20 protein-coding genes are annotated in these 22,073 nt (G+C 64.4%); 13 read left to right on the top strand and 7 right to left on the bottom strand.

Annotated features, from left to right (window positions below):
* Positions 1-4 precede the first annotated feature (4 nt).
* The gene (locus tag KUF59_RS22735; RefSeq protein ID WP_258767182.1) at positions 5-2,563 is read right to left on the bottom strand and encodes a cation-translocating P-type ATPase; all 2,559 of its coding nucleotides are present in this window, start codon (positions 2,561-2,563) and stop codon (positions 5-7) included.
* A gap of 193 nt (positions 2,564-2,756) precedes the next feature.
* On the opposite strand from KUF59_RS22735, the gene KUF59_RS22730 reads away from it, so the two are divergent.
* The 4 genes from KUF59_RS22730 (at position 2,757) to hflX (ending at position 8,405) form a co-directional block, all read left to right on the top strand.
* The gene (locus tag KUF59_RS22730) at positions 2,757-5,117 is read left to right on the top strand and encodes a sensor histidine kinase (RefSeq protein WP_212461171.1); all 2,361 of its coding nucleotides are present in this window, start codon (positions 2,757-2,759) and stop codon (positions 5,115-5,117) included.
* 17 nt (positions 5,118-5,134) lie between these two features.
* Positions 5,135-6,505, top strand: coding sequence for a nitrogen assimilation response regulator NtrX (gene ntrX / locus KUF59_RS22725; RefSeq protein ID WP_212461170.1), 1,371 nt, complete (start codon positions 5,135-5,137; stop codon positions 6,503-6,505).
* Between the two features lie 257 nt (positions 6,506-6,762).
* Positions 6,763-7,011: an RNA chaperone Hfq gene (gene hfq / locus KUF59_RS22720; RefSeq protein ID WP_007591126.1), complete on the top strand. Its 249-nt coding sequence runs from the start codon at positions 6,763-6,765 to the stop codon at positions 7,009-7,011.
* Between the two features lie 11 nt (positions 7,012-7,022).
* The gene (gene hflX, locus KUF59_RS22715) at positions 7,023-8,405 is read left to right on the top strand and encodes a GTPase HflX (RefSeq protein ID WP_212461169.1); all 1,383 of its coding nucleotides are present in this window, start codon (positions 7,023-7,025) and stop codon (positions 8,403-8,405) included.
* Between the two features lie 160 nt (positions 8,406-8,565).
* On the opposite strand, the gene mazG is transcribed toward hflX, so the two are convergent.
* Complete coding sequence (mazG, locus tag KUF59_RS22710; RefSeq protein WP_212461168.1) at positions 8,566-9,417, bottom strand: nucleoside triphosphate pyrophosphohydrolase; 852 nt, start codon at positions 9,415-9,417, stop codon at positions 8,566-8,568.
* A 128-nt stretch (positions 9,418-9,545) separates the two neighbouring features.
* Between mazG and queC the strand changes: the two genes are divergently transcribed.
* Positions 9,546-10,259, top strand: a complete 714-nt coding sequence (gene queC, locus KUF59_RS22705) for a 7-cyano-7-deazaguanine synthase QueC (RefSeq protein ID WP_212461167.1) — start codon at positions 9,546-9,548, stop codon at positions 10,257-10,259.
* Between the two features lie 101 nt (positions 10,260-10,360).
* Here queC and KUF59_RS22700 read toward each other — a convergent pair whose 3' ends face one another.
* From KUF59_RS22700 to nthA, 3 genes are read right to left on the bottom strand one after another with little or no spacing between them, the layout of a single operon-like run.
* On the bottom strand, positions 10,361-10,738 hold the full coding sequence (locus tag KUF59_RS22700) for a nitrile hydratase accessory protein (protein WP_212461166.1): 378 nt from the start codon (positions 10,736-10,738) through the stop codon (positions 10,361-10,363).
* Positions 10,738-11,397 (bottom strand): nitrile hydratase subunit beta, encoded by a 660-nt coding sequence (gene nthB, locus KUF59_RS22695; protein WP_212461165.1) that lies wholly within the window; start codon positions 11,395-11,397, stop codon positions 10,738-10,740. The genes KUF59_RS22700 and nthB overlap by 1 nt, the downstream gene beginning before the upstream one ends.
* Positions 11,394-12,020: a nitrile hydratase subunit alpha gene (nthA, locus tag KUF59_RS22690; protein ID WP_212461164.1), complete on the bottom strand. Its 627-nt coding sequence runs from the start codon at positions 12,018-12,020 to the stop codon at positions 11,394-11,396. The genes nthB and nthA overlap by 4 nt, the downstream gene beginning before the upstream one ends.
* A gap of 63 nt (positions 12,021-12,083) precedes the next feature.
* Here nthA and KUF59_RS22685 point away from each other — a divergent pair, with 63 nt between their 5' ends.
* The 5 genes from KUF59_RS22685 to KUF59_RS22665 all read left to right on the top strand — a co-directional run bounded on the left by KUF59_RS22685 (position 12,084) and on the right by KUF59_RS22665 (position 18,447).
* Entirely contained in the window at positions 12,084-12,845 is a 762-nt protein-coding gene (locus tag KUF59_RS22685; RefSeq protein ID WP_212461163.1) for a hypothetical protein, read from the top strand.
* A gap of 28 nt (positions 12,846-12,873) precedes the next feature.
* The gene (locus KUF59_RS22680; protein WP_212461162.1) at positions 12,874-13,680 is read left to right on the top strand and encodes an enoyl-CoA hydratase/isomerase family protein; all 807 of its coding nucleotides are present in this window, start codon (positions 12,874-12,876) and stop codon (positions 13,678-13,680) included.
* 138 nt (positions 13,681-13,818) lie between these two features.
* A complete protein-coding gene (locus KUF59_RS22675) occupies positions 13,819-15,261 on the top strand; it encodes a DASS family sodium-coupled anion symporter (protein ID WP_212461161.1) in 1,443 nt (480 codons plus the stop codon).
* A gap of 140 nt (positions 15,262-15,401) precedes the next feature.
* On the top strand, positions 15,402-17,150 hold the full coding sequence (locus KUF59_RS22670) for a gluzincin family metallopeptidase (RefSeq protein WP_212461160.1): 1,749 nt from the start codon (positions 15,402-15,404) through the stop codon (positions 17,148-17,150).
* A gap of 1 nt (position 17,151) precedes the next feature.
* Entirely contained in the window at positions 17,152-18,447 is a 1,296-nt protein-coding gene (locus KUF59_RS22665; protein WP_212461159.1) for a hypothetical protein, read from the top strand.
* Positions 18,448-18,551: 104 nt separating this feature from the next.
* On the opposite strand, the gene KUF59_RS22660 is transcribed toward KUF59_RS22665, so the two are convergent.
* Entirely contained in the window at positions 18,552-18,875 is a 324-nt protein-coding gene (locus tag KUF59_RS22660; RefSeq protein ID WP_212461158.1) for an antibiotic biosynthesis monooxygenase family protein, read from the bottom strand.
* A 162-nt stretch (positions 18,876-19,037) separates the two neighbouring features.
* Between KUF59_RS22660 and KUF59_RS22655 the strand changes: the two genes are divergently transcribed.
* From KUF59_RS22655 to KUF59_RS22645, 3 genes are all read left to right on the top strand, one after another.
* Positions 19,038-19,220 carry a hypothetical protein gene (locus KUF59_RS22655; RefSeq protein WP_212461157.1) on the top strand — a complete coding sequence of 61 codons (183 nt, stop codon included), beginning with the start codon at positions 19,038-19,040 and terminating at the stop codon, positions 19,218-19,220.
* Between the two features lie 38 nt (positions 19,221-19,258).
* Positions 19,259-19,585, top strand: coding sequence for a GcrA family cell cycle regulator (locus KUF59_RS22650; protein WP_212461156.1), 327 nt, complete (start codon positions 19,259-19,261; stop codon positions 19,583-19,585).
* Positions 19,586-19,763: 178 nt separating this feature from the next.
* Positions 19,764-20,591, top strand: a complete 828-nt coding sequence (locus tag KUF59_RS22645) for a hypothetical protein (RefSeq protein WP_212461155.1) — start codon at positions 19,764-19,766, stop codon at positions 20,589-20,591.
* Positions 20,592-20,615: 24 nt separating this feature from the next.
* Here KUF59_RS22645 and KUF59_RS22640 read toward each other — a convergent pair whose 3' ends face one another.
* Entirely contained in the window at positions 20,616-22,067 is a 1,452-nt protein-coding gene (locus KUF59_RS22640; protein WP_258767181.1) for an aldehyde dehydrogenase, read from the bottom strand.
* Between the last annotated feature and the right edge of the window lie 6 nt (positions 22,068-22,073).

Raw genomic sequence — 22,073 nt, 5'->3', positions numbered from 1 at the left:
GGGACTAGCGACTGAGGCGCGCGCGCCAGATCGGTTTCAGCGCTTCGAGGCCGAGCAGAACGGCGGCGGCCGCGGCAACCGTGACGAGCAGATCGTCGCCATGCAGCGGCCCGAACCGGAACAGGCTGGCCGCCGCTGGCCACAGCATGATGCTCGCGAGCACCAAGGCGATCACGAGCAGGATCCAGACCAGCGTCACGTTCCGCCGACGGAACGCCGAAACCAGCGAGGCGCTGAAGGAGCGGTTGACGAGTACGAGGCTGACGATCGTCAGGACGAGCGAGAAGAAACCCAGCGCACGAGCCTCGTCCTCAGGCAGGCCGCGCCACAGCGCGGCGATGTAGATCAGCGCGATGACGCCGAAGGCAGTCGCGCCCTGGAGCACGCTCCAGCCGATCAGCGGCCATGAGAACAGCGGCGCATCGGGCGCGCGCGGCGGCCGGCTCATGACGTCACGCTCGTCGGTCTCCGCCTCGAACACCAGCGAGCAGACCGGGTCGATCACCATCTCGAGGAATGCGATGTGGACCGGGCTGAAGAAGATCGGCAGGCCGAGAACCAGCGGCATGAGCGCCATGCCGGCGATCGGCACGTGCACGGCGAAGATGAATCCCATGGCTTTGCGCAGATTGTCGTAGATGCGCCGGCCGAGCCTGACCGCGGTGACAACAGAGCCGAAATCATCGTCGAGCAGCACGATCGAAGAGGCCTCGCGCGCCACGTCGGTGCCGCGACCGCCCATGGCAACGCCGATATGCGCCGCTTTCAGGGATGGCGCGTCATTGACCCCATCGCCGGTCATGGCGACGATCTCGCCGTTGGCCTTCAGCGCTTGCACGATGCGTAGCTTCTGCTCCGGCACAATGCGCGCGAACACGTTCACGGTTTTGACCGCTTCCGCCAGCGCGGCATCGTCGATTTTCCGCAAGTCGTCGCCCGTCAGCACGCCGGACATGTCGAGCCCGGCAGCCCGCGCGATCGCCTGCGCCGTTGCCGGATAATCGCCCGTGATCATGATCACGCGGATACCGGCCGAACGGCAGTCGGCGATCGCCGCGGGCACGCTGTGGCGCAGCGGATCGGCAAGACCGACGAGTCCGAGGAAGCGGAAGGCAAATCCCGTCTGGGCGTGCGGAAGCGGGCCATCGCTGTGGACCGCTCCGGCCACGCCCAGCACGCGCAGGCCGCTCGCAGCCATCGTATCGACCGTCCGGCGCAAGGCGATCAGCTCTGGCTCGGAAAGCCGGCAGAGCAGGGCGATGGCTTCAGGCGCGCCCTTGCTCGCCACCACGAGCCCGGCGGCATCAGGCCTTTGCCAGACCTGCGTCATCGCCAGAAGGTCGGGTCGCAAGCCGTAGCCCCGTACGAGGCGCCAGCTCGAATCGGGCAGGCGGTCGCGCGCATCAGGCATCTCGCGCGCTAAGGCATGAAATGCCTTCTCCATCGGATCGAACGGTTCTGCCGCGCTCGCCAGCACGCCGTGCACGGCGATGTCGCGGAAGGCGGCCGCAGTTCCGCCGTATGTGGTGTCGGCGCTGCGCAGTGCGGCTCCGTCCGATGTCCGCAGTTCCGCGACCGTCATCCGGTTTTCGGTGAGCGTACCTGTCTTGTCGGTGCACAGCACGGTCGCCGAGCCCAGCGTTTCGATTGATGCGGCGCGGCGCGTCAGCACGCGCGCCTTGGAGATGCGCCAGGCGCCCATCGCCATGAAGACGGTGAGCACGACCGGAAATTCTTCCGGCAGCATCGACATGCCGATGGCGATGCCGGCGAGCAGCGCGTCGAGCCAGCCGCCGCGCAGCGTCCCGTAGAGCAGGACCGCCAGCACGCTGACGGCAGCACCGCCGAGCGCGCAGAGGCGGACGAGGGCGGCGGTCTGACGCTGCAGCCGCGGCGGCTCGGCATCGAGGCCTTGCAGCGACTGACCTATCTTGCCGATTTCGCTGTGTGGCCCGGTCGCGATCACCTCCGCGATGCCGGCGCCGCGGACCACCAGCGAACCCGAATAGACGAAAGGCCGGTCGTCGCCGCCGGCATGCGGATCGTCCGCCGTCGTCTCGTCGACGGCCCGTTTGCGCACGGGCACGGATTCGCCCGTCAGCAACGACTCGTCGATCTCGAGGTCCTGGGCATCGAGAAGCAATGCGTCCGCGGGGACGCGGTCGCCTTCGGCCAGGACGATCAGGTCGCCGCGGACGACGTCGCGCCCCGCGATGCGCCGGCGCTCGCCGGCGCGGATCACCAGCGCCCGCGGACTGGTCAGGTCGCGCAGCGCCTCCAGCACACGCTCGGTGCGGGTCTCCTGAATCACGGTGATGACGACCGACATGGCGCCGAAGGCCAGCAGGATCAGCGCTTCCTTGAGATCGCCGAGCAGGAGGTAGATGAACCCGGCGCCCAGCAGCAGCGCCAGCATCGGCTCGCGCAGGACTTCCAGCACGATACGCAGCGGTGTCCGCCGGTCGTGCCGGGGCAGCTCGTTGGTACCCTCGGCCTTGAGCCGGGCCTGGGCTTCCTGGTCGGTCAGGCCCGTCAGGGCCGGAGTGCTTGAGGGAACTTTCATAAGGCGGGACTGAGAGGTTTTTTTCTTAATAGTCCCCGTAGCTTCCGACCTGTTGACCTGCGTCAACCGGGCCAGTCCTGTGGATGCGTCAGCCGGGCCGCCGCGGAATAGTCACATTCCGGCAACAATGTGATATGAATGCATCAGTGCCCGCCGGGGGCGGGCCCAGTTTTTCATCATCACCATTGCCAGAATGACCAGCGCAGAGACATCGGCCGCATCTTTCGATACGTCCCCTGCCGACGAGCCGCAGCGCGGGTCGCTGCGCCGCTGGCTGGCGCCGTTTGCGGTGGGCCTGGCGCTGCTGTCGGCCTTCCTGACCTTCGTCGTCCTGACCGGCCTGACCCGGATCGAGCCGACCCGGGAGGTGGTCTCCTCGTTCCTGCTGATCAACGCCGGCACCATCCTGCTGCTGGTCGGGATCATCGTTCGCGAGGTCTGGCATGTGATCCAGGCCCGGCGGAGGGGCCGGGCGGCGGCGCGCCTGCACGTCCAGATCGTCGGCCTGTTCTCGATCATCGCGGTGCTGCCGGCGGTGCTGGTGGCCGTGGTCGCCAACGTCACCATCGAGCGCGGTCTCGACCGGTTGTTCTCCGGGCCGACCAAAGAGGTCATCCAAAACTCCCTGATCATCGCGCGCGCCTACATGCAGGATCACGCGCAGCTGATCAACGGCGACATCCTGGCGATGGCCAAAGAGCTCGCCTATGCGAGGCCACTCTACGATCAGGATCGCATGTCGTTCATGCAGGTCCTGACGGCAAGCGCCGCGGCGCACAACCTGCCCATTGCGGTGCTGATGGACAAGGACGGCACCGTCATCGCAAACGCCGAGACCGGTGTTCGTCTGAACTACGAACCGCCGCCGCCCGCCCTTCTCGCTGACGTCAATGACACCGAGCCACGAATCTCGGTCTTCCCTGAGAGCTACGTCGCCTCCGTGGTCCGCCTGCGGGCCTTCAACGACACCTTCCTTTACGTCGCGCGGCTCCTTGACCCCCGGGTCGTCGCCCAGCTCAAGCAGACTGAGCTGAGCGTCGCCGAATACGCCCAGATTGAATCGCGCCGGCTCGGCATCCAGGTCGCCTTTGCGCTGATGTTTGCGGTGATCGCGCTCACCATCCTGATGGCATCGGTGCTGATCGGATTGAACTTCGCCAACTGGCTGGTGGCGCCGATACGGCTCCTGATGAATGCGGCGCACACGGTTTCGACCGGGGACCTCCACGTCCAGGTGCCCGTGCACAAGTCCGAAGGCGACCTCGCGCAACTGGGCGAGACCTTCAACAAGATGACGCAGGAGTTGCGCAGCCAGCGCGACGAGCTCGTCAATGCCAGCGAGTTGATCGACAGCCGCCGCCGATTCATCGAGGCAGTGCTGTCCTCGGCCTCCGCCGGCATCATCGGCGTCGATTCCTCCGGCAGCGTCGGCATTCTCAACCGCTCCGCCGAGAAGCTGATCGGGCACGCCGAGTCCGAGACGCTCGGCCATCCCCTGTCGGACGTGCTGCCCGAACTCGACGACATGATGAAGACGGCGCGGGAAGGGACCCAGCGCCTGGTGCAGGGCGAGATCACGATCACGCGCGACGGCCAAGAGCGCAATTTGTCGGTCCGCGTCAGCGCGGAAAAGACCAGCCAGCCGCGCGACAGCTACATCATCACGCTCGACGACATCACCCAGCTCGTCTCGGCGCAGCGCACCTCGGCCTGGGGCGACGTGGCGCGGCGCATCGCGCACGAGATCAAGAATCCGCTGACGCCGATCCAGCTCTCGGCCGAGCGCATCCGCCGCAAGTTCGGCAAGACCATCACGGAAGAGAAGGACAAGTCGATCTTCGACCAGTGCACCGACACCATCGTGCGCCAGGTCGACGACATCAGGCGCATGGTCGACGAGTTCTCGCGCTTTGCGCGGATGCCGAAGCCGGTCATGGAAGGCGAGGACGTCGCCGACACCGTGCGGCAGGCGGTGTTCCTGATGAAGGTCGCCCATCCCGAGCTCGATATCGAGACCGTGTTCAAGGAGGATCCGCTCCGGGCGCAGTTCGACCGCCGGCTGATCTCCCAGGCCGTCACCAACATCGTCAAGAATGCCACCGAGGCGATCGAGCAGGTTCCGCCGGAAGAACTCGGCAAGGATCATGGAAAGGGCCGCATTGACGTCGTGGTTTCGCGCGAGGGTGAGGATGTCCTGATCGACGTCATCGACAACGGCATCGGCCTGCCCAAGACGGCGCGGTCGCGGCTGCTCGAGCCCTACGTCACGACGCGCGCCAAGGGCACCGGCCTCGGGCTTGCGATCGTCGGTCGCGTGCTCGAAGACCATGGCGGGCGAATCGAGTTGAAGGACGCCTCCGATTTCCGGGAGGGGCAGCGCGGTGCCTGGATGCGGATGCGGTTCGCGATCTCCGGCCACCCCTCGAAGGTCGAAGTCAAGGACCAGAATTCCGACACCAAGGAACAGGAAACAAAACAGCCGGCCGCCGAAACCAAGGAGCCGGCAGAAAAGACTAATGATGCGGCAAGAATCGAAGCCTCAACAGGCAACTGACAAGGCGGGCACGACCCATGGCAAGTGAAATTCTGATTGTCGATGATGAGGCCGATATTCGGGACCTCGTTGCGGGCATTCTCGAAGACGAGGGATTTGTCACCAGGACCGCGCGCGACAGCGACTCGGCGCTCGCCGAGATCGCCAACCGCCGGCCGCATCTGGTGTTCCTCGACATCTGGCTGCAGGGATCGAAACTCGACGGCCTGCAACTGCTGGAGCAGGTAAAGAAGGATAATGTCGACCTGCCGGTCGTCATGATCTCCGGCCACGGCAACATCGAGACCGCGGTCGCCGCGATCAAGCGCGGCGCCTATGACTTCATCGAAAAGCCGTTCAAGGCCGACCGCTTGATCTTGGTGGCGACGCGGGCGCTCGAGAACTCGCGCCTGAAGCGCGAGGTGAAGGAGCTTAAGCAGCTCGCGCCGACCGCGAGCAGCCTGATGGGCCGCTCGCCCAGCATGAACCAGCTCCGCCAGACCATCGAGCGCGCCGCCAAAGCCAACAGCCGCATCCTGATCGTCGGGCCCGCGGGCGCCGGCAAGGAATTGACCGCGCGCACGCTGCATGCGGCTTCGGGCCGCGCCGATGGGCCGTTCGTGGTGATCAACGCCGCGGCGATCACGCCGGAGCGCATGGAGCACGAGCTGTTCGGCGTCGAGCAGTCCAATGGCGAGCAGCCGCGCAAGCCCGGCGCGCTGGAAGAGGCCCATGGCGGCACGCTGTTCATCGACGAGATCGCGGACATGCCGCGCGAGACCCAGAACAAGATTTTGCGCGTGCTGGTCGAGCAATCGTTCCAGCGCGTCGGCGGCACCGCCAAAGTGCAGGTCGACGTGCGCATCATCTCGTCCACCGCGCGCAACCTCGAAGAGGAGATCGCGGCCGGTCATTTCCGCGAGGATCTCTACCATCGCCTGTCGGTAGTTCCGATCCGCGTGCCCGCCCTGTCGGAGCGTCGCGAGGACATTCCGGAATTGATCGACTATTTCATGGAGCAGATTTCAGCCGGCAGCGGCCTGCCCAAGCGCCAGATCGGCCAGGACGCGATGGCGGTGCTGCAATCGCATGTCTGGCCGGGTAACGTACGCCAGCTCCGCAACAACGTTGAGAGGGTCATGATTCTTGCGGCCGGCGGCCCTGAGGTGATCATCACCGCCGACATGCTGCCGCAGGACGTCGGCTCGATGGTGCCGGCGATGCCGACCAGCAACAATGGCGAGCACATCATGGGCCTGCCGCTTCGGGAGGCGCGCGAGGTGTTCGAGCGCGATTACCTGATCGCCCAGATCAGTCGCTTTTCCGGCAATATTTCGCGCACGGCGGAGTTCGTCGGCATGGAGCGGAGCGCGCTGCACCGGAAGTTGAAGGCGCTGGGCGTCGGTTGAGGGCCGCGTCATCGCGGCCACAGATTTACATTATCAGAGGAAAATCATCGAATTCCGTAGTTTTCCGGAGGATCAGGGGGAGGGCTGCCGCCTCAAGCGGCTTGCCTAATATCTCCTCCTGTCCTCTAATCGAGCCGCCGACCCTCCGGAGGGGGATCTCATGAGGGAAGGCAGCCGGGAAGGCCCACACAAGAGGGGCACAACCGGTCCGGACGAAAGTCCAAATAAAAAAAGAAACTCAAAGCGAGATAACAACAATGGCGGCAGACCGCGCACAAAACCTACAAGACACCTTCCTAAATCACGTTCGCAAAACCAAGACGCCACTGACGATCTTTCTGGTCAACGGAGTGAAGCTGCAGGGAATTGTGACCTGGTTCGACAATTTCTGCTTGCTGCTTCGGCGCGACGGTCATTCGCAGCTTGTCTACAAGCATGCGATCTCGACCATCATGCCCGGCGCTCCGATCCAGCTATTCGAAGGCGGCGAGGACCAGCCGGCTTGAGAGTGATCTGATTGGAACCCCGGAACTTTGACGGGGGTGCCGACCGTCCGCGGTCGGCAGGGGCAGGGCAGACGGGGCGGGTGATCGTCATCGGCCCCTATTTGCGAATGCGCGCTGGCGGGGCCGACGCGCAATCGGAAGCTCATGTCGTGCGCGACGCCGACGCGCGGCTGGAAGAGGCCGCGGGCCTTGCGCGCGCCATCGACCTCGTCATCGCCGACAGCCTGATCGCGCCGATCAGCCAGATCCGCCCCGCGACCTATCTCGGCAAGGGCAAGGTCGAGGAGATCGCCACCCTCATCAAGACCCTCGACGTCGAGCTCGTCGTGATGGATTGCGCGTTGTCGCCGATCCAGCAGCGCAATCTCGAGAAGGAATGGCACGCCAAGGTGCTCGATCGCACCGGGCTGATCCTGGAAATCTTCGGCCGCCGCGCCAAGACCAAGGAAGGCGCGCTCCAGGTCGAGCTCGCGCATCTCAACTACCAGCGCTCGCGCCTGGTGCGGTCCTGGACCCACCTCGAACGCCAGCGTGGTGGTTTCGGTTTCATGGGCGGTCCCGGCGAGACGCAAATCGAGGCCGACCGGCGGCTGATCCAGGAGCGTATCACCAAGCTCGAGGGCGAACTCAGGAAGGTGCAGGCCACGCGCCGTCTGCATCGCGCTGGCCGCCAGCGCGTGCCGTATCGCGTCGTCGCGCTGGTCGGCTACACCAATGCCGGCAAGTCGACGCTGTTCAACCGCCTGACCCGCGCCGACGTGCAGGCCGCCGACATGCTGTTTGCGACGCTCGATCCGACCTTGCGCGCGCTCAACCTGCCGCATGGCGGCAAGGCGATGCTGTCGGACACCGTCGGCTTCATCTCCAACCTGCCGACGCAGCTCGTCGCCGCCTTCCGCGCCACGCTGGAGGAGGTGCTCGAGGCCGACGTCATCCTCCATGTCCGCGACATCGCGCATGAAGACGCCGAGGCGCAGCAGAGCGACGTCGATGCGGTCTTGCGCCAGCTCGGCATCAACCCTGATGACAGCGGCCGCATCATCGAGGTCTGGAACAAGATCGATCGTTTTGACGCCGAACAGCGCGACGAGTTGCAGAACATCGCTGCGCGCAGGCCCGCCGATCATCCCGCAATGCTGGTCTCAGCCGTGTCGGGCGAGGGGATCGACGCGCTGCTCAGCGCGATCGAGGAACGCCTCGCCGCCAAGCGCACCACACTCGACCTGTCGATCGACGCCGCCGACGGCGCCGGCATCTCCTGGCTGCACCGCAATTCGGAGGTGCTGGCAAAGCAGCTGCACGACGGCCGCTTCGATATGACCGTGCGGGTCGACGAGACCAAACGGGACATCGTGGTGAACCGGTTTGACGCCGTGCCGCGTCTGTCCGCATAGACCACTGTCGTCCCGGACAAGCGCGCCTCAAGCGCGCGCAGATCCGGGACCCATAACCACAGGGAGTGGTTTGGCGAAGATTAGTCGTTCGGTACTGTTACCACCCGCAATTGATAGATTCCGCGGTATGGGTCCCGGCCTGCGCCGGGACGACACTGAACTAGCGGCGCGCTTCCTTGCGCATCTCTGACGTCGGCTTCTCCTCGCCCTTCGCCGCGTTCCAAAGCCCGTCCATTTCCTCCAGCGACGCTTGCTCCAGCGTCCGCCCCTTGGCCTCAAGCGCGCGCTCGATATACGCAAAGCGCCGCTCGAACTTTGCGTTGGTCGCCCGCAAGGCGGACTCCGGGTCGGCATCGACGTGGCGGGCGAGGTTGACGAGCGCAAACAGAAGGTCGCCGGTTTCCTCGGCCAGCTCCTGCTTGTCGTTACGGTCGAGCGCGGCTTCGATCTCGTCGGCTTCCTCGCGGATTTTTTTGAGCACTGCGCGCGGGTCGTTCCAGTCGAAGCCGACGGTGGAAGCCTTGCGCTGCAGCTCCATCGCGCGGGTGAGCGCCGGAAGGCCAGCCTTGACGCTCGCCAGAAGCGATTTGTGGTTCGCCTCGTCCGGCGGACGCCGTGCGGCGCGTTCGGCCTTCTCCTCGGCCTTGATGCGCTCCCACGCGCTCTTGACGCCCGCGGGCTTGATGTTGCCGTCCTTGTCGGCAAAGACGTGCGGATGGCGGCGGATCATCTTCTTCGTGATCGCCTCGACGACGTCGCCGAAGGCGAAGGCATTTTGCTCTTCGGCCATCTGCGCGTGATAGACGACCTGGAGCAGGAGATCGCCCAGCTCCTCGCGGAGGTCGTCGAAATCGCCGCGCGTGATCGCATCGGCGACTTCATAAGCCTCCTCGATGGTATAAGGCGCGATCGTCGCAAAACTTTGCTCGAGGTCCCAGGGGCAGCCGGTCACCGGCGTGCGCAGTGCCGCCATGATCTCGATCAGGCGGGAAACGTCGCGGGAAGGGGTCATTGCGGGCCAATTCTCCTGTCTGCCGCACCTTATGCCGCAAGCGGCCTGCCGTTCCCAGCCTCCCACGCCGGAACCCTTCGATTTCCACCGATTGGCGGCCATCGCGGGCGATGCTAAAGCGCGGCACCATGAGCAAATCATTGTCATCAGACACCGCCTTGGTGCTGTTTTCCGGCGGGCAGGACTCCACCACCTGCCTTGCCTGGGCCTTGAGCCGCTTTGCGCACGTTGAAACGCTCGGCTTCGACTACGGCCAGCGCCACGCTATCGAGCTCGACTGCCGCGCGCGGCTGTTCGCGGGGATCAGGGCGCTGAATGCGGATTGGGCTACGCGGCTCGGCGAGAGCCACACGTTGTCCATCCCGACATTGGCTGCCGTCTCCGATACCGCGCTGACCCGCGATGTCGAGATCGCCATGGGCGCCGACGGTCTGCCCAACACCTTTGTGCCCGGCCGCAATCTCGTGTTCCTGACCTTCGCCGCGGCGCTGGCCTACCGGCGCGGCATCTCCGACATCGTCGGCGGCATGTGCGAGACGGATTATTCCGGCTATCCTGACTGTCGCGACGACACCATCCGCGCCATGCAGGCCGCGTTGTCACTCGGCATGGCGCGAAAATTCGAGCTGCATACGCCGTTGATGTGGATCGACAAGGCCGCGACCTGGAAGCTTGCGCGCGACCTTGGCGGAGCAGGGCTCGTCGATCTCATCCGCGAGCAGTCGCACACCTGCTATCTCGGCGAACGCGGTGCGCAGCATGATTGGGGCTTTGGTTGCGGCGAGTGCCCCGCGTGCAGCCTGCGGGCGAAGGGATGGCGGGAGTACGTGGCGGGGAAATAGCGCCGCTTCCTCTACTGTCATTGCGAGCGAAGCGAAGCAATCCAGATTGCCGCCGCGGACAGACTCTGGATTGCTTCGCTTCGCTCGCAATGACAGGGTTGCTAGCGGAAGTCTTCAGCCTGCAGCTCGATCGGCTTGCCGTGCGGCGTGCGGTCGGCGGCGTGGTCCCAGGCGTCGCGGTAGCGATGCAGGGTTTCCGTCGATGCAACGCCCTTGCTGGCGACGAGGCCTTCCAGCGTGGCGAGCCAGTGCAGATAGTAGGTCTCGCCCGTATCAGGGTCGCCTGCGGCCTGCGCGCGCTTGATCTCGTCGGCGAGCGCTGCGGCCCATTCGGGCCAGGTGAACACGCCGCGGTCGTGCAGTGTCAGCGCCATCGCAAAGGCATGGGCCTCCCAGGGCGCACGGAAGACCGGGCCCTCATCATCGCGCGGAATGCTCGGGATGGCCTCCGTCGCAGCGGCAGCAGCATTGCTGCTCATCACGCCGGGTCCAGATAGGGCTCGAACGCGTCGATCGAGACCTTCAATGTCGGATCACCATCCGCGCCCCAGAGATCGCTGCCCTCGAACACGACCGTGTAGAGCCATTGCGGATTCTCGCCGAGCTCCATCGCCGCCGAATCCGGAAACACGTGACAGCCGTGGTTGAGCTCGACGACGCCGACATGTCCGCGCACATAGCGCGGGAGGCGCGTGTGCGTCGTGGGATGGATGTTCTTCGCGCGCACCTTGTCGCCGATGTTGAATTTGGCGGGTGCCGGGGCAGGGCGGGCGAACTTGCCGCGCACCATCACGCGCTCGATATTGGCGAGGTCGAACTTGCCGTGCTTGAGCGCCTTTGCGGGCTGCATAGCGTGCCCTGCGGCGACCTCCTCGCGGGTGAGGTAGCCCTTCTCGATCAGCATCTCCTCGAGACCGAGGAACCACTTCTTGTAGTAGGAGCTCGAGAGATACACGTGCGGCGGCAGCGTCTCGCGATAGAACCGAGAGGTGTCGATGTTGAAGGCGCCGGCCGCACCCATCGCGCGCACCATCGCCAGCACGCGCGACTCCCAGTCCGCGTGGAACATCGGCTCGTTTGGTTCGGGCTCGACCTTGCCGAACCCGTCCATGCCGCCCATGTCGTGCACGCCGTTCATGAAGGCGCTCCGGGCGTCTTGGGAAAGCCGGTACCGATCATGGAATCGCGCGTGACGAGCTCGGCGAGTTGCTCCTCGCTCCAGCCTTCCGTGCCGTCGGGCCGCATCGGCAGCACCAGGAAGCGCGTCTCGGCAGTCGAATCCCAGACGCGGATTTCCATGTCCTTCGGCAGCGTGACGTCGAAATCGGCGAGCACGCCACGTGGATCCTTCACCGCGCGCGAGCGGTAGGGCGAGGCCTTGTACCAGACCGGCGGCAGCCCAAGCATCTCCCAGGGGTAGCAGGAGCAAAGCGTGCACACGACCATGTTGTGCCGCTGTGCCGTGTTCTCAACCACGACGAGATGGTCGCCGACGCGGCTGACATGGCCGAGCGTGCCGATGGCCTTCGAGCCATCCTCCAGCAGCGCTTTTTTGAACGCCGGATCGACCCAGGCCTTGGCGACGACGCGCGCGCCGTTGTGGGGGCCGATCTTGGTCTCATAGGCCTGGATGATGGCATCGAGCGCGGCCGGCTCGACATAGCCTTTTTCAGTCAAAATCGTCTCGAGCGCGCGCACGCGCAGCTCGGTCTCCGAGAGTTCGGAATGATCGTGATCGTGGTGGTGATGATGCTCACTCATGGCCCGAAGATTAGTCCCAGAATCCGGGCGTTGTCGAGGCGAAGACTCTGCTAACATCCCGCCATGGGATGGGCCGAAAAACGAACCGGAATTGCTTTCGCAATCGCGCTATTTGCCGCGCTCGCCGCACCGGATGCGTACGCCGCGAATGGCGCCTATGCGGTCGACGCGGCCGACATTTCCGAGGTCGGCTCCTGCAAAGTCGAAAGCTGGATGTCGGTGGCCACCAACACGGACTTTTCGGCGGTCGCCAATCCGTCCTGCGTCGTCAATCCCTTCACGCCGATCGAGTTGAGCCTCAACACCAATCGCGCGCGCAGCGACGGCGAGTGGAGCACGACGCTCAGCCCCAAGGCCAAGACGAACTTCGTGCCGACCGGCATCGGCCGTTGGGGTTTCTCGGCCTATGCCGGCGGCTCCTTCGATGCGGCGACCGGCGAAAACCTGTCCGCATTCGCCGTCATCCCGGCGACCTACCGGCTGTCCGAGACGATGCGCATCAATCTCAACGGCGGCTGGCTATGGGACCGGACGGTCGACCGTCACTATTTGACCTACGGCATCGGCTTTGACTGGAAGTTCACCGACACCCTGCAATGGACGATCGAGGCGTTCGGGCAGGCCGGGGCATCGGATACGCCAAGCGTCGTGCAGCCGCGATTCCAGACCGGCGTGCGCTACCGGCCGAACGAGATCTTTTCCGTCGACGTGATCTACGGCCGCAACATCACCGGCGAGAACGCCAACTGGATCACGCTCGGCACTACGATCCGCTTTCCGGTGGAAGGCGCGCAGCCCGAGCATCGCCGTACCGGCCATCTGTAACGGCAAGAACAAGAACAGGGAGGTTGCGGTGGTGGAGTACGTGACAATCGAGAAGGGCCTCGGACCCGAGGGGCGGATCGCCGTGGTGCGGTTCGACCGCGGCGACGGCATCAACGCGCTGTCGCCGGAGGCATTGCGCCAGCTTACCGCGGCCGCCCGCAGTTTTGAGGATGATGCCGCAACCTCCGTTGTGGTGCTGACCGGCAGCAATGATGCGTTCAGCGCCGGCTTCGACCTGAAGGATGCCGAGGGGCGCTCGCGCAAGACGATGGACCTCGGGAGCTTGCGCCGGCACCTCAAGCTCGGGCCGCGCCTCACCCACGCCTGGCAGGAGATGGAGCAGGTCACGATTGCCGCCATCGAGGGCTTTTGCGTCGGCGGCGGCGTGGCATTGGCAGTCGCATTGGACTTCCGTGTCATGGGGAGCGATGCGCATCTGCGCGTGCCCGAGATCGGGCTCGGCATGAACATGAGCTGGCAGAGCATCCCGCGCCTGCTGCATCTGATTGGACCTGCCCGCACCAAGCAGGCCGTGATCCTCGCCGACCAGCGCATCACGGCGGACGAGGCCTATGAATGGGGGCTGGTCGAGCACGTCGTCGATCCCGGCAAGGCCTTTGACGCCGCCATGGACCTTGCGTGGAAAGTGGCAAGCCAACCGCCACTCTCAGTCGCCATGACAAAGCTCACTGTCAACCGCCTCGCACATGCCCTCGACGATCTCGCCAGCCACATGGACCTCGACCAGTTCGCGCTGGCGAGCCTCAGCGAGGACCACAAGGAGGGCGTGGAGGCGTTTTTGGGCCGCCGCAAGCCGCGGTTCAGGGGACGATAGGTCTTTTGCATCGCACAAGGAAATCCGGCGGCCGCGGTCCCTGGCCATTGTGTCGCACCCCAGACTGTGTCGTATACGCTTGAGGCGGCAGCGGCCGGTCAACGAACCGGCAAGCTGTCTGTTGAGGGGGGAGTGCCCATGACGTTTCGTTGGAAGTTGTTCGCGCCGCTCGTGGTCTGGCTCGCGATCTATCTGTGGCCAGTGCCTCCGGGGCTCAACGCCAACCAGTGGCACTATTTTGCGATCTTCGCCGCCGTCATCACTGGGCTCATCCTTGAATCCATGCCGGTCGGCGCGGTCGGCCTGATCGGGCTGACGGTCGCCGGCGTCGGCGGCTACATCGAGTCCGACCCCGGCAAATCGCTGCGCTGGATGCTGGCAGGCTTTTCCGAAAGCACGGTGTGGCTCATCGTCGGCGCCTTCGTGTTCTCGATCGGTTATCGCAAGAGCCAGCTCGGCCGGCGCATCGCGCTGCTGCTGGTGCGCAGCCTCGGAACCAACACGCTCGGCCTCGGCTATGCGGTCGCGATGTCCGACTTCCTGCTCGCACCCGCAACGCCCTCGAACACGGCGCGCAGCGGCGGCATTGTCTATCCCATCATCTCCAACATTCCCCGCATCTACGGCTCCGAGCCCGGTCCGACCGCCGGCAAGATCGGCACCTATGTGATGTGGACCGCCTTTGCCGCGACCGCGGTCACGAGCTCGCTGTTCTTCACCGCACTTGCGCCCAATGCCGCCGCGCTTGCGATCGCCAAGAAGACGGTCGGCATTGACGTGAGCTGGGCGCAGTGGTTCATCGGTTTTGCGCCGCTCGGCATTTTGCTCATGATCCTCGTTCCCCTCATCAGCTACGTCGTGTGCCGGCCCGAGGTGAAGCGAAGCCCGGAGATCTCCGAATGGGCGAGCAAGGAGCTCGCGGCAATGGGGCCGATGTCGCGCAACGAGTGGATCATGTTCGCCTTGATCCTGCTCGCGATGTTCCTGTGGATCACCGGCTCGTCGCCGGACATTCGCGTGCCGTTCCTCGGCTCCAACTTCATCAACGCCACGATGGTCGTGTTCATCGTGATCTCGCTGATGCTGGTCACCGGGGTCATCACCTTCCACGACATCGTCAGTGAAAAGAGCGCCTGGGAGGTGTTCTTCTACTTCACCTCGCTGCTCACGCTCGCCTCGGGCCTGAACGAGATCGGCTTCATCAAATGGGTGGCGAACGAATACGCAAAACCCCTGATCGGGCTGTCGCCGCCGACTGTGATGGTGCTGCTGGTCGCGCTGTTCTTCTGGATCCACTACTTCTTCTCCAGCATCACCTCGCATGCGGCGGCCGTGCTGCCGGTCGTGCTCGCGGTGGGATCGGGCATTCCCGACATGCCGGTCGCAACGCTGGCGCTCCTGTGCATGTATTCGCTGGGCCTGATGGGCGTGATCTCGCCCTACGCCACTGGACCCGCGCCGATGTATTTCGGCAGCGGCTACATCGGTAAAGGACAGTTTTGGGGCTTCGGGCTGCTGTTCGGGCTGATTTACTTCGCCGGACTGCTGTTCATCGTGCTGCCCTGGCTGATGTGGCGCTGAGCGCCGGCGGAGCCGGGTGCGGCTTCTAGTCCTAGTTGCCGTCCTGCCTGAGTTCATCCAAGCTCGGGCAGGGCGAGGGTAGCGGTCATTTGTCCGCTCGGAAGCGGATGCGCCTTCCCCATGACCTCTCAGGGGGAAGCATGCGCAACACGCGTGGTTCGCGACACAGCCTGGTCAATACGCAAAAGCTGACGATCATCGCGCAGGACCCGTCGGTCAGGATCGGCGGCAAGATCCTCATGTCCGAGGTCGACGTGCCCGCCGAGGAGCTCCTGGCCGGACCGCGGGGCTACCGCGTCAACGTCATCGATTTCGACACGGCGACCAGCACGCTTTACAGACCGGCCGTGCTCAAGCGCGCCAAGAACGGGCAGTACGAGGATGCGTTCGCCTTGAAGAAGGCAGACGGTACGCCGCGCAAGCGCCCGAAGCGGTACGACCACAAGCTCGTGTCCGACCCCACGTTTCACGCCCAGAACGTCTATGCCATCGTGATGCGAACGCTCGCGCAGTTCGAATTCGCCCTGGGACGCCGGGTGCCCTGGGGCAGCCAGGGCCATCAGATCCACGTCGCCCCGCACGCCTTCGCCGATGCCAACGCGTTCTATTCCCGCGAGCATCGCGGCATCTTCTTCGGCTATTTCACGGGGCCGTCGAACCGGCCGATCTTTACCTGCCTTTCGCACGATATCGTTGCCCATGAGACCACGCATGCGATCCTCGACGGAATCCGCTCCCGATATCTGGAGCCGTCCTCGCCCGATCAGGCGGCCTTCCACGAAGGGTTTGCCGACATCATCGCGCTGCTGTCGATCTTTTCGCTTCCCGATCTCGTCGGGCAATTGCTGGATCGCAGCACGCCGCGCGGACGGATGATCTCCAAGGCGCATCTCACTGCCGATGCACTGAAGCAGTCCGTCCTGCTCGGTCTCGCCGAGGAGATGGGGGTGGGCCTGTCGAAAGGACGTGAAAGCGCGCTGCGGCGATCGGTGAAGCTCAGGGCCGGCCGTCCCTACATGTCGATGCCGGAGTTCAGCGAGGAGCACGATCGCGGCGAGCTGCTGGTTGCCGCGATGATGAACGCTTTCCTCGAAATCTGGATGTCGCGCCTCGCCAAGATCGGTTTCGTCTCGCCGGGCAAGCGGGACCGCAGCCTGGTGGTGGAGGAGGGGGCGCGCGCCGCCGGCCATCTTCTGACCATGTCCATTCGCGCCCTCGACTATTGTCCGCCGACCGACATCACATTTGCGGACTATTTGTCGGCGCTGCTCACCGTCGACCGGGAGGTGGTGCCCGACGACAAATACCGCTATCGCGCCGCGTTGCTGAGGCACTTCAACAATTTCGACATCAGGCACGCGACCGGTGCCGACGTCGACGGCCTCTGGAAGCAGTTCGACGGCCGCGAGCTCGTCTACGCGCGGACCCACTTCGATTCCATGCTCCGTGACAAGGAGGAGGTCTTCCGCTTCATCTGGGAGAACCGCAAGGCGCTCGACATCGACGACAGGGGTTATGTCGAAGTCCAGTCGGTGCGTCCGAGCATCCGGATCGGGCCGGACGGTTTTACGCTGCGCGAGACCGTTGCCGAGTACGTGCAGATCATGACCTTGCAGGCGAAGGAGCTCAAGGCGGCCCTGAAGATCACGCCGCCGCCCGATCTTCCGCCGACGATGCGCATCCGCATCTTTGGCGGCGGGGCGCTGATCTTCAACGAGTACGGCCAGCTCAAATACAAGATCGCAAACCGCATCGAGGACGCCAAGCGCCAGACGGCGCGATTGAAATATCTTTGGGAAAGCGGCGCTCTCGATGGCGACCAGCAGGACGGGTTGCGTCTTGCGCGCCTCCACCGCGCGCGCATGGCGAGAGCGGAGCGGAGTGAGTGACATGGCAGCATCGGCTCCGAACAGCCTGAACATCCGGACCTACCAGGTCGGCTTCGGCGACTGCTTCCTGCTGAGCTTTACCTACGACGGCAGCAAGAAGCGGCATGTGCTGATCGACTTCGGCACCAAGGCCTTGCCCCCGGGTGCTCCGAAGGGCCACATGCTTCGGATCGCCAATGACATCAAAGCCACCGTCGGCGACGATCCGTTCGCGGTGGTCGCGACCCACCGGCACCAGGACCATATCTCGGGGTTTCAACGCAGCAGCAACGGCAAGGGCACCGGTGACGTCATCCGCGCCATGAAGCCGAAGGTCGTGGTCCAGCCCTGGACCGAGGAGCCGGGATTGGCGGAGACGGCGAACAAGCCGGCCTTGAAGCGCTTTGGCGACGGGGCGGATAAGCGCGTTGCGGCCTTGTCGGATATTCACGAGATCGCCGCGCATGTCGTGGAGGCAGCACAGCGCGGCGGGCTGCCGCGGGAGGCGAGGGACCGGCTCACCTTAATCGGCGAAGACAACGTCAAGAATCTCGACGCCGTGAAGAACCTGATGACGATGGGACAGGAGGATCCGGTCTACGTGTTCTCGGGTACGAAATCGGGCCTCGACTCCCTATTGCCCGGCGTCAAGGTCCACGTCCTCGGACCTCCCACCGTCGCGCAGAGCGACAAGATCAAATCCTACGCCAAGACCTCGGACCAGTATTGGAATTTTCAGGCCCGCGCCATGCGCGCGGGCAGTTCGTTGGCGACATCCAAAGGCAAGAGCAAGGTGCTGTTTCCGCGTCATGTTGCAAGTGCGGGGCCGAACTATCCGGTCGAGGCGCGGTGGCTGATCTATCACGCCCGCCAGGCGCAGGCCGAGCAACTGCTCTCGATCGTCACCATGCTCGACAAGGTCATGAACAACACCAGCGTCATCCTGGTGTTCGAAGCCGGAGCTAAGAAGTTCCTGTTCCCCGGCGACGCTCAGCTCGAGAACTGGCTCTATGCCCTCGACGGCACCAACGACAAATACAAGGCGCTGCTGCAGAGCGTCGATCTCTACAAGGTCGGGCATCACGGAAGCTGGAACGCGACGCCGAAGAAACTTTGGAGTCTCTTCAAGAAGAAATCGGCGGCTTCAGGGCAGGGGCGGCTGAAAACCCTGATGTCGACGCTGGAGGGCGTCTTCCACGAGGAGCACGAAGTGCCGCGCGGCAAGCTGGTCACCGAGCTCAAGAGCCAATCGGACCTTTTGTCGACCAACAAGCTGCCCAATAGCGACTTGTTCAGGGACACGCTCGTGCAGCTCTGAGCCGGGCCGGGCGGGAGGCAGGCCGCCAAATCGTGCTGTCTCCCCTATGCCGCGCTGCAGGCCCTGCAGGGCATCGGTGCAGGATCTGAACCAAATGCGAAAACTCAGTCGGCGTCCAAGACTTCGACGACCTCATAGAGGTGTGGATCGATTTGATCGGTCAAGTCGTCAAACCTGGCCCACTCCTTGCGAAAGTCCGGCGATTGGTGAGCAGACTTCAACAGTTCGCGGTTTTGCCATTGGATGTAGTTGACGATGCGCCGCCCATCGAGACTTCGATGCAGGCTGATTGAGACGAAACCCGGCTGGCGAGCCATGAATCGTGCTCGATCGGCCATCAGCGAGAGCGCCTCGTTCTGCTTTTCCGGCTCCGCCTCGATCACAGTGATCTGCGTGACTATCGTATTACCCGCTCGTATGTGGGTCATGGAGCCACTCCCATCGTAGATGGCCTCGAGTTCCCTCAGGAAGCCCGCCTCCAACGAGCTTCATTCCATGAAATTGAACTCCTGAGGATGGTAACGGTTCAATTCGCTCATCACGTCATCCGTGATCAGGCATCCGACACGAGTATTTGGAGGAGCAACAACATGAAGCAACGCATCTTCGAAGGACATGCCGCCGGCTCGATCGACTGTGGTGCCTTGGTCATCATGGGCAACACGATGCCGCCTCGAGATCCTGATGAGGAGGAAGAAGACGACGAGGACGAAGAGGACGAAGAAGAGGAGGAGGAAGAATCGCCGGTCGTGCGCGAGCCAGATGAGGACTAGACTAGCCAGCAATCGGGAGCCGGCGTTATAATGTCGCCATGAGCTGGGATGACAGAGACGTCGCGCTGCTGAAAGAACTCTGGGTCTTAGGACACAGCGCCTCGCAGATCGCGCGCCGTCTGGGGTGTAGTCGTAACGCAGTTTGCGGGAGGCTGACGCGTTTGGGCCTGAAGCGTGGTCACACGCCATCAACTGCAAAACCCAGGATAAGGCCGGTACCAAAGCGAAGGCCGGCGTTGTCCGCCGCTTGCGCCCGCCCGGTAGGAAAGAAGGTGTCGAAACCGCTTGAGAAGCGGCAGCCCAAAGAACTCAGCAAGCGCCAGCTTTACGCAATGTTGGCTGAGGCGGTCAGGAATACGGGCTAAGGGCTCCCCGACACCGTTGCTGCGTTCAGCGCGTCGTAGACGATCAACTCGGCGCCAAGCGCGGGATCGGGGGCGGTCGGGGAGGGGACTGCCACGCGAACAGCCCGCCGACATGAACCTTCCGGCAAAACCCGCGCACAAAGTCCTGTGAGCTCGCCCCTTCGCGCGGAAGATTGCCATGAAATGGTTCGCCGTCCTCTTTCTGCTCGCCTTCACTGCCAAGGCCAACGCGGCCTCGCCCGAGCAGCACTATCTCGACATGCGCGACCGCTACATCGCCAAATTCTCGAAGTCCGAGACCGATGAGGAGAGCTCCAAGCAGCACACGGCAGCGCTCGAACAGCTCGCAACCGCCTTGCGTGCCGTGACCGGGCCAGTGACGATCAAGGGGATGCCGAAAGATGGCACGTCCAACGTCGATACGCTCGACAAGCGCGACTCGGGCTTTGGCCATCTCGACGGGCTCGCCTTCACGTCGGAAGGCGACAAGACCCACGTCGTGGTGACGACGACCACGCTGCTCAAGCAGTGGTTGCGCACGCGTCGCGAGGATGGCCTGCAACAGGCGATCGACGCGGCGCTCAGGTCCAGCGAATTCTACTATTGGGCGATCCAGGACGCCGCCTTTGCCAAATATGCCGACCTGCCGATCACGAAGCCCGCCGGGGCTACCGCCGCCGTTGCGGTACTGGGCGTGCGCGGCAATGGCGATCTGAAGGGTACGCCGGGCGAAATTGGCGTGGTTGTGATCCAGGGCGAGAAGGTCTTTTATGTCGACGTCCGCGAAGCCCTGAAGACGGGGCTAATCCCGGCTTGCGAAAAGGTCTGGAAGCAGATGATGGCAAAGCCCATCAACAAGAAGGACCCGCGCGGCGATCTCAAGCACGAAGACGAGGCGATGGCCGCGCACACAAAGTGCTTTGCCAAGGAGGCGCCGCAGCAGCGCTGGTTTGCGGCAGCCGTCAAGAAGGCACAAAGCCAGCTCGACCTGTTGCCGCTGCGTTAAACCGCCAGCGCGGGCGCGGCGCCATCAGAACGGATAATGCCGCGGCCCAGTCTGCACCGTGATCCAGCGCAGCTCGGTGAACTCGTCGAGCGCGGCCCTGCCGCCGAAGCGGCCATAGCCTGACGCCTTGGTGCCGCCGAACGGCACCTGAGGCTCGTCATGCACGGTCGGCGCATTGACGTGGCAGATGCCGGACTCGATCCGTTTGGCAACGCCGAGCGCGCGGGCGATGTCGCGCCCGAACACGGCGGCTGAGAGACCGTATTCGGTGTCGTTGGCCACCCGGACGGCCTCATCGACGCCGCTGACCCGGACCACGGTAACGACGGGGCCAAAACTCTCCTCGCCATAGATGCGCATGGCCGGCGTCACGTGGTCGACGATCGTGGCGGGCATGATCGTGCCGGTGCCCTTGCCGCCGGCGGCGAGCACCGCGCCCTTGGCGACGGCATCGTCGATCAGGCCGCCGACCCGGTCGCAGGCCGCGCCTGAGACCAGCGAGCCCAGCACGACATTGCCCTTGCGGGGATCACCGAAGGGCAGGCTCTTCGCTTTCGCCGCGAACTTTTCGATGAAGGCGTCGGCAACCGCATCGTCGACGACGATCCGCTCGGTGGACATGCAGATCTGGCCCTGGTTCATGAAGGCGCCGAACGCGGCGGCATTCACGGCCGCATCGAGATCGGCATCGTCGAGGATGACCAGCGGCGCCTTGCCGCCGAGCTCGAGCAGCGCTCGCTTCAGATGCTTTGCGCAAGCGAGCGCGATCAGGCGGCCGACCCGGGTCGAGCCGGTAAAGTTCACGCGCCGCACCGCCGGGTGGGCGATCAACGCCTCGACCACGGCCTGCGCATCCTCGGGCGCATTGGTGACGACATTGACGACGCCGTCGCCGAGGCCCGCCTCGGCCAAGCAGCTCCCGATCAGCCGATGCACGCCCGGGCTCATTTCCGAGGCCTTCAGCACCACGGTGTTGCCGCAGGCGAGCGGCATGGCGACGGACCGTACACCCAAGATCACCGGCGCATTCCACGGTGCGATTCCCAGCACGACGCCGACCGGCTGCCGGAACGCCATTGCAAGATTGTCGGGCTTGTCGGTCGGGATGACCTCGCCAGAGATCTGCGTCGTCATGGCGGCGGCATCACGCAGCAAGCCCTCAGCCAGATGCACGTTGAAGCCGGCCCAGCCCGCGGTCGCGCCGGTCTCGGCGACCATCATTGCCGTGAACTCCGGGGCGCGCCTGGCAAGGACATCGGCCGCCGCGCTGAGACGCTTGCGGCGCTCGGAGGGGCCGAGCTGCGACCAGGCCGGGAAGGCAGCGGCAGCTGCGTCAGCCGCGCGCATCGCGTCGTCGATCGAGGCCGCCGCCACGATGCTGGCGATCTCACCGCTGATCGGATTGTGACGCTGGAACGTGCGCTGGTTGCTGGCCGACTGATCCTTGCCGCCGATGAGAAGATCGATTGCGTTCATGGGGCT

Origin of the sequence: Bradyrhizobium arachidis (assembly GCF_024758505.1) — a bacterium.
GTDB classification, from domain to species: Bacteria; Pseudomonadota; Alphaproteobacteria; order Rhizobiales; family Xanthobacteraceae; genus Bradyrhizobium; species Bradyrhizobium manausense_C.
This window is presented reverse-complemented; position numbering and strand designations above follow the sequence as displayed.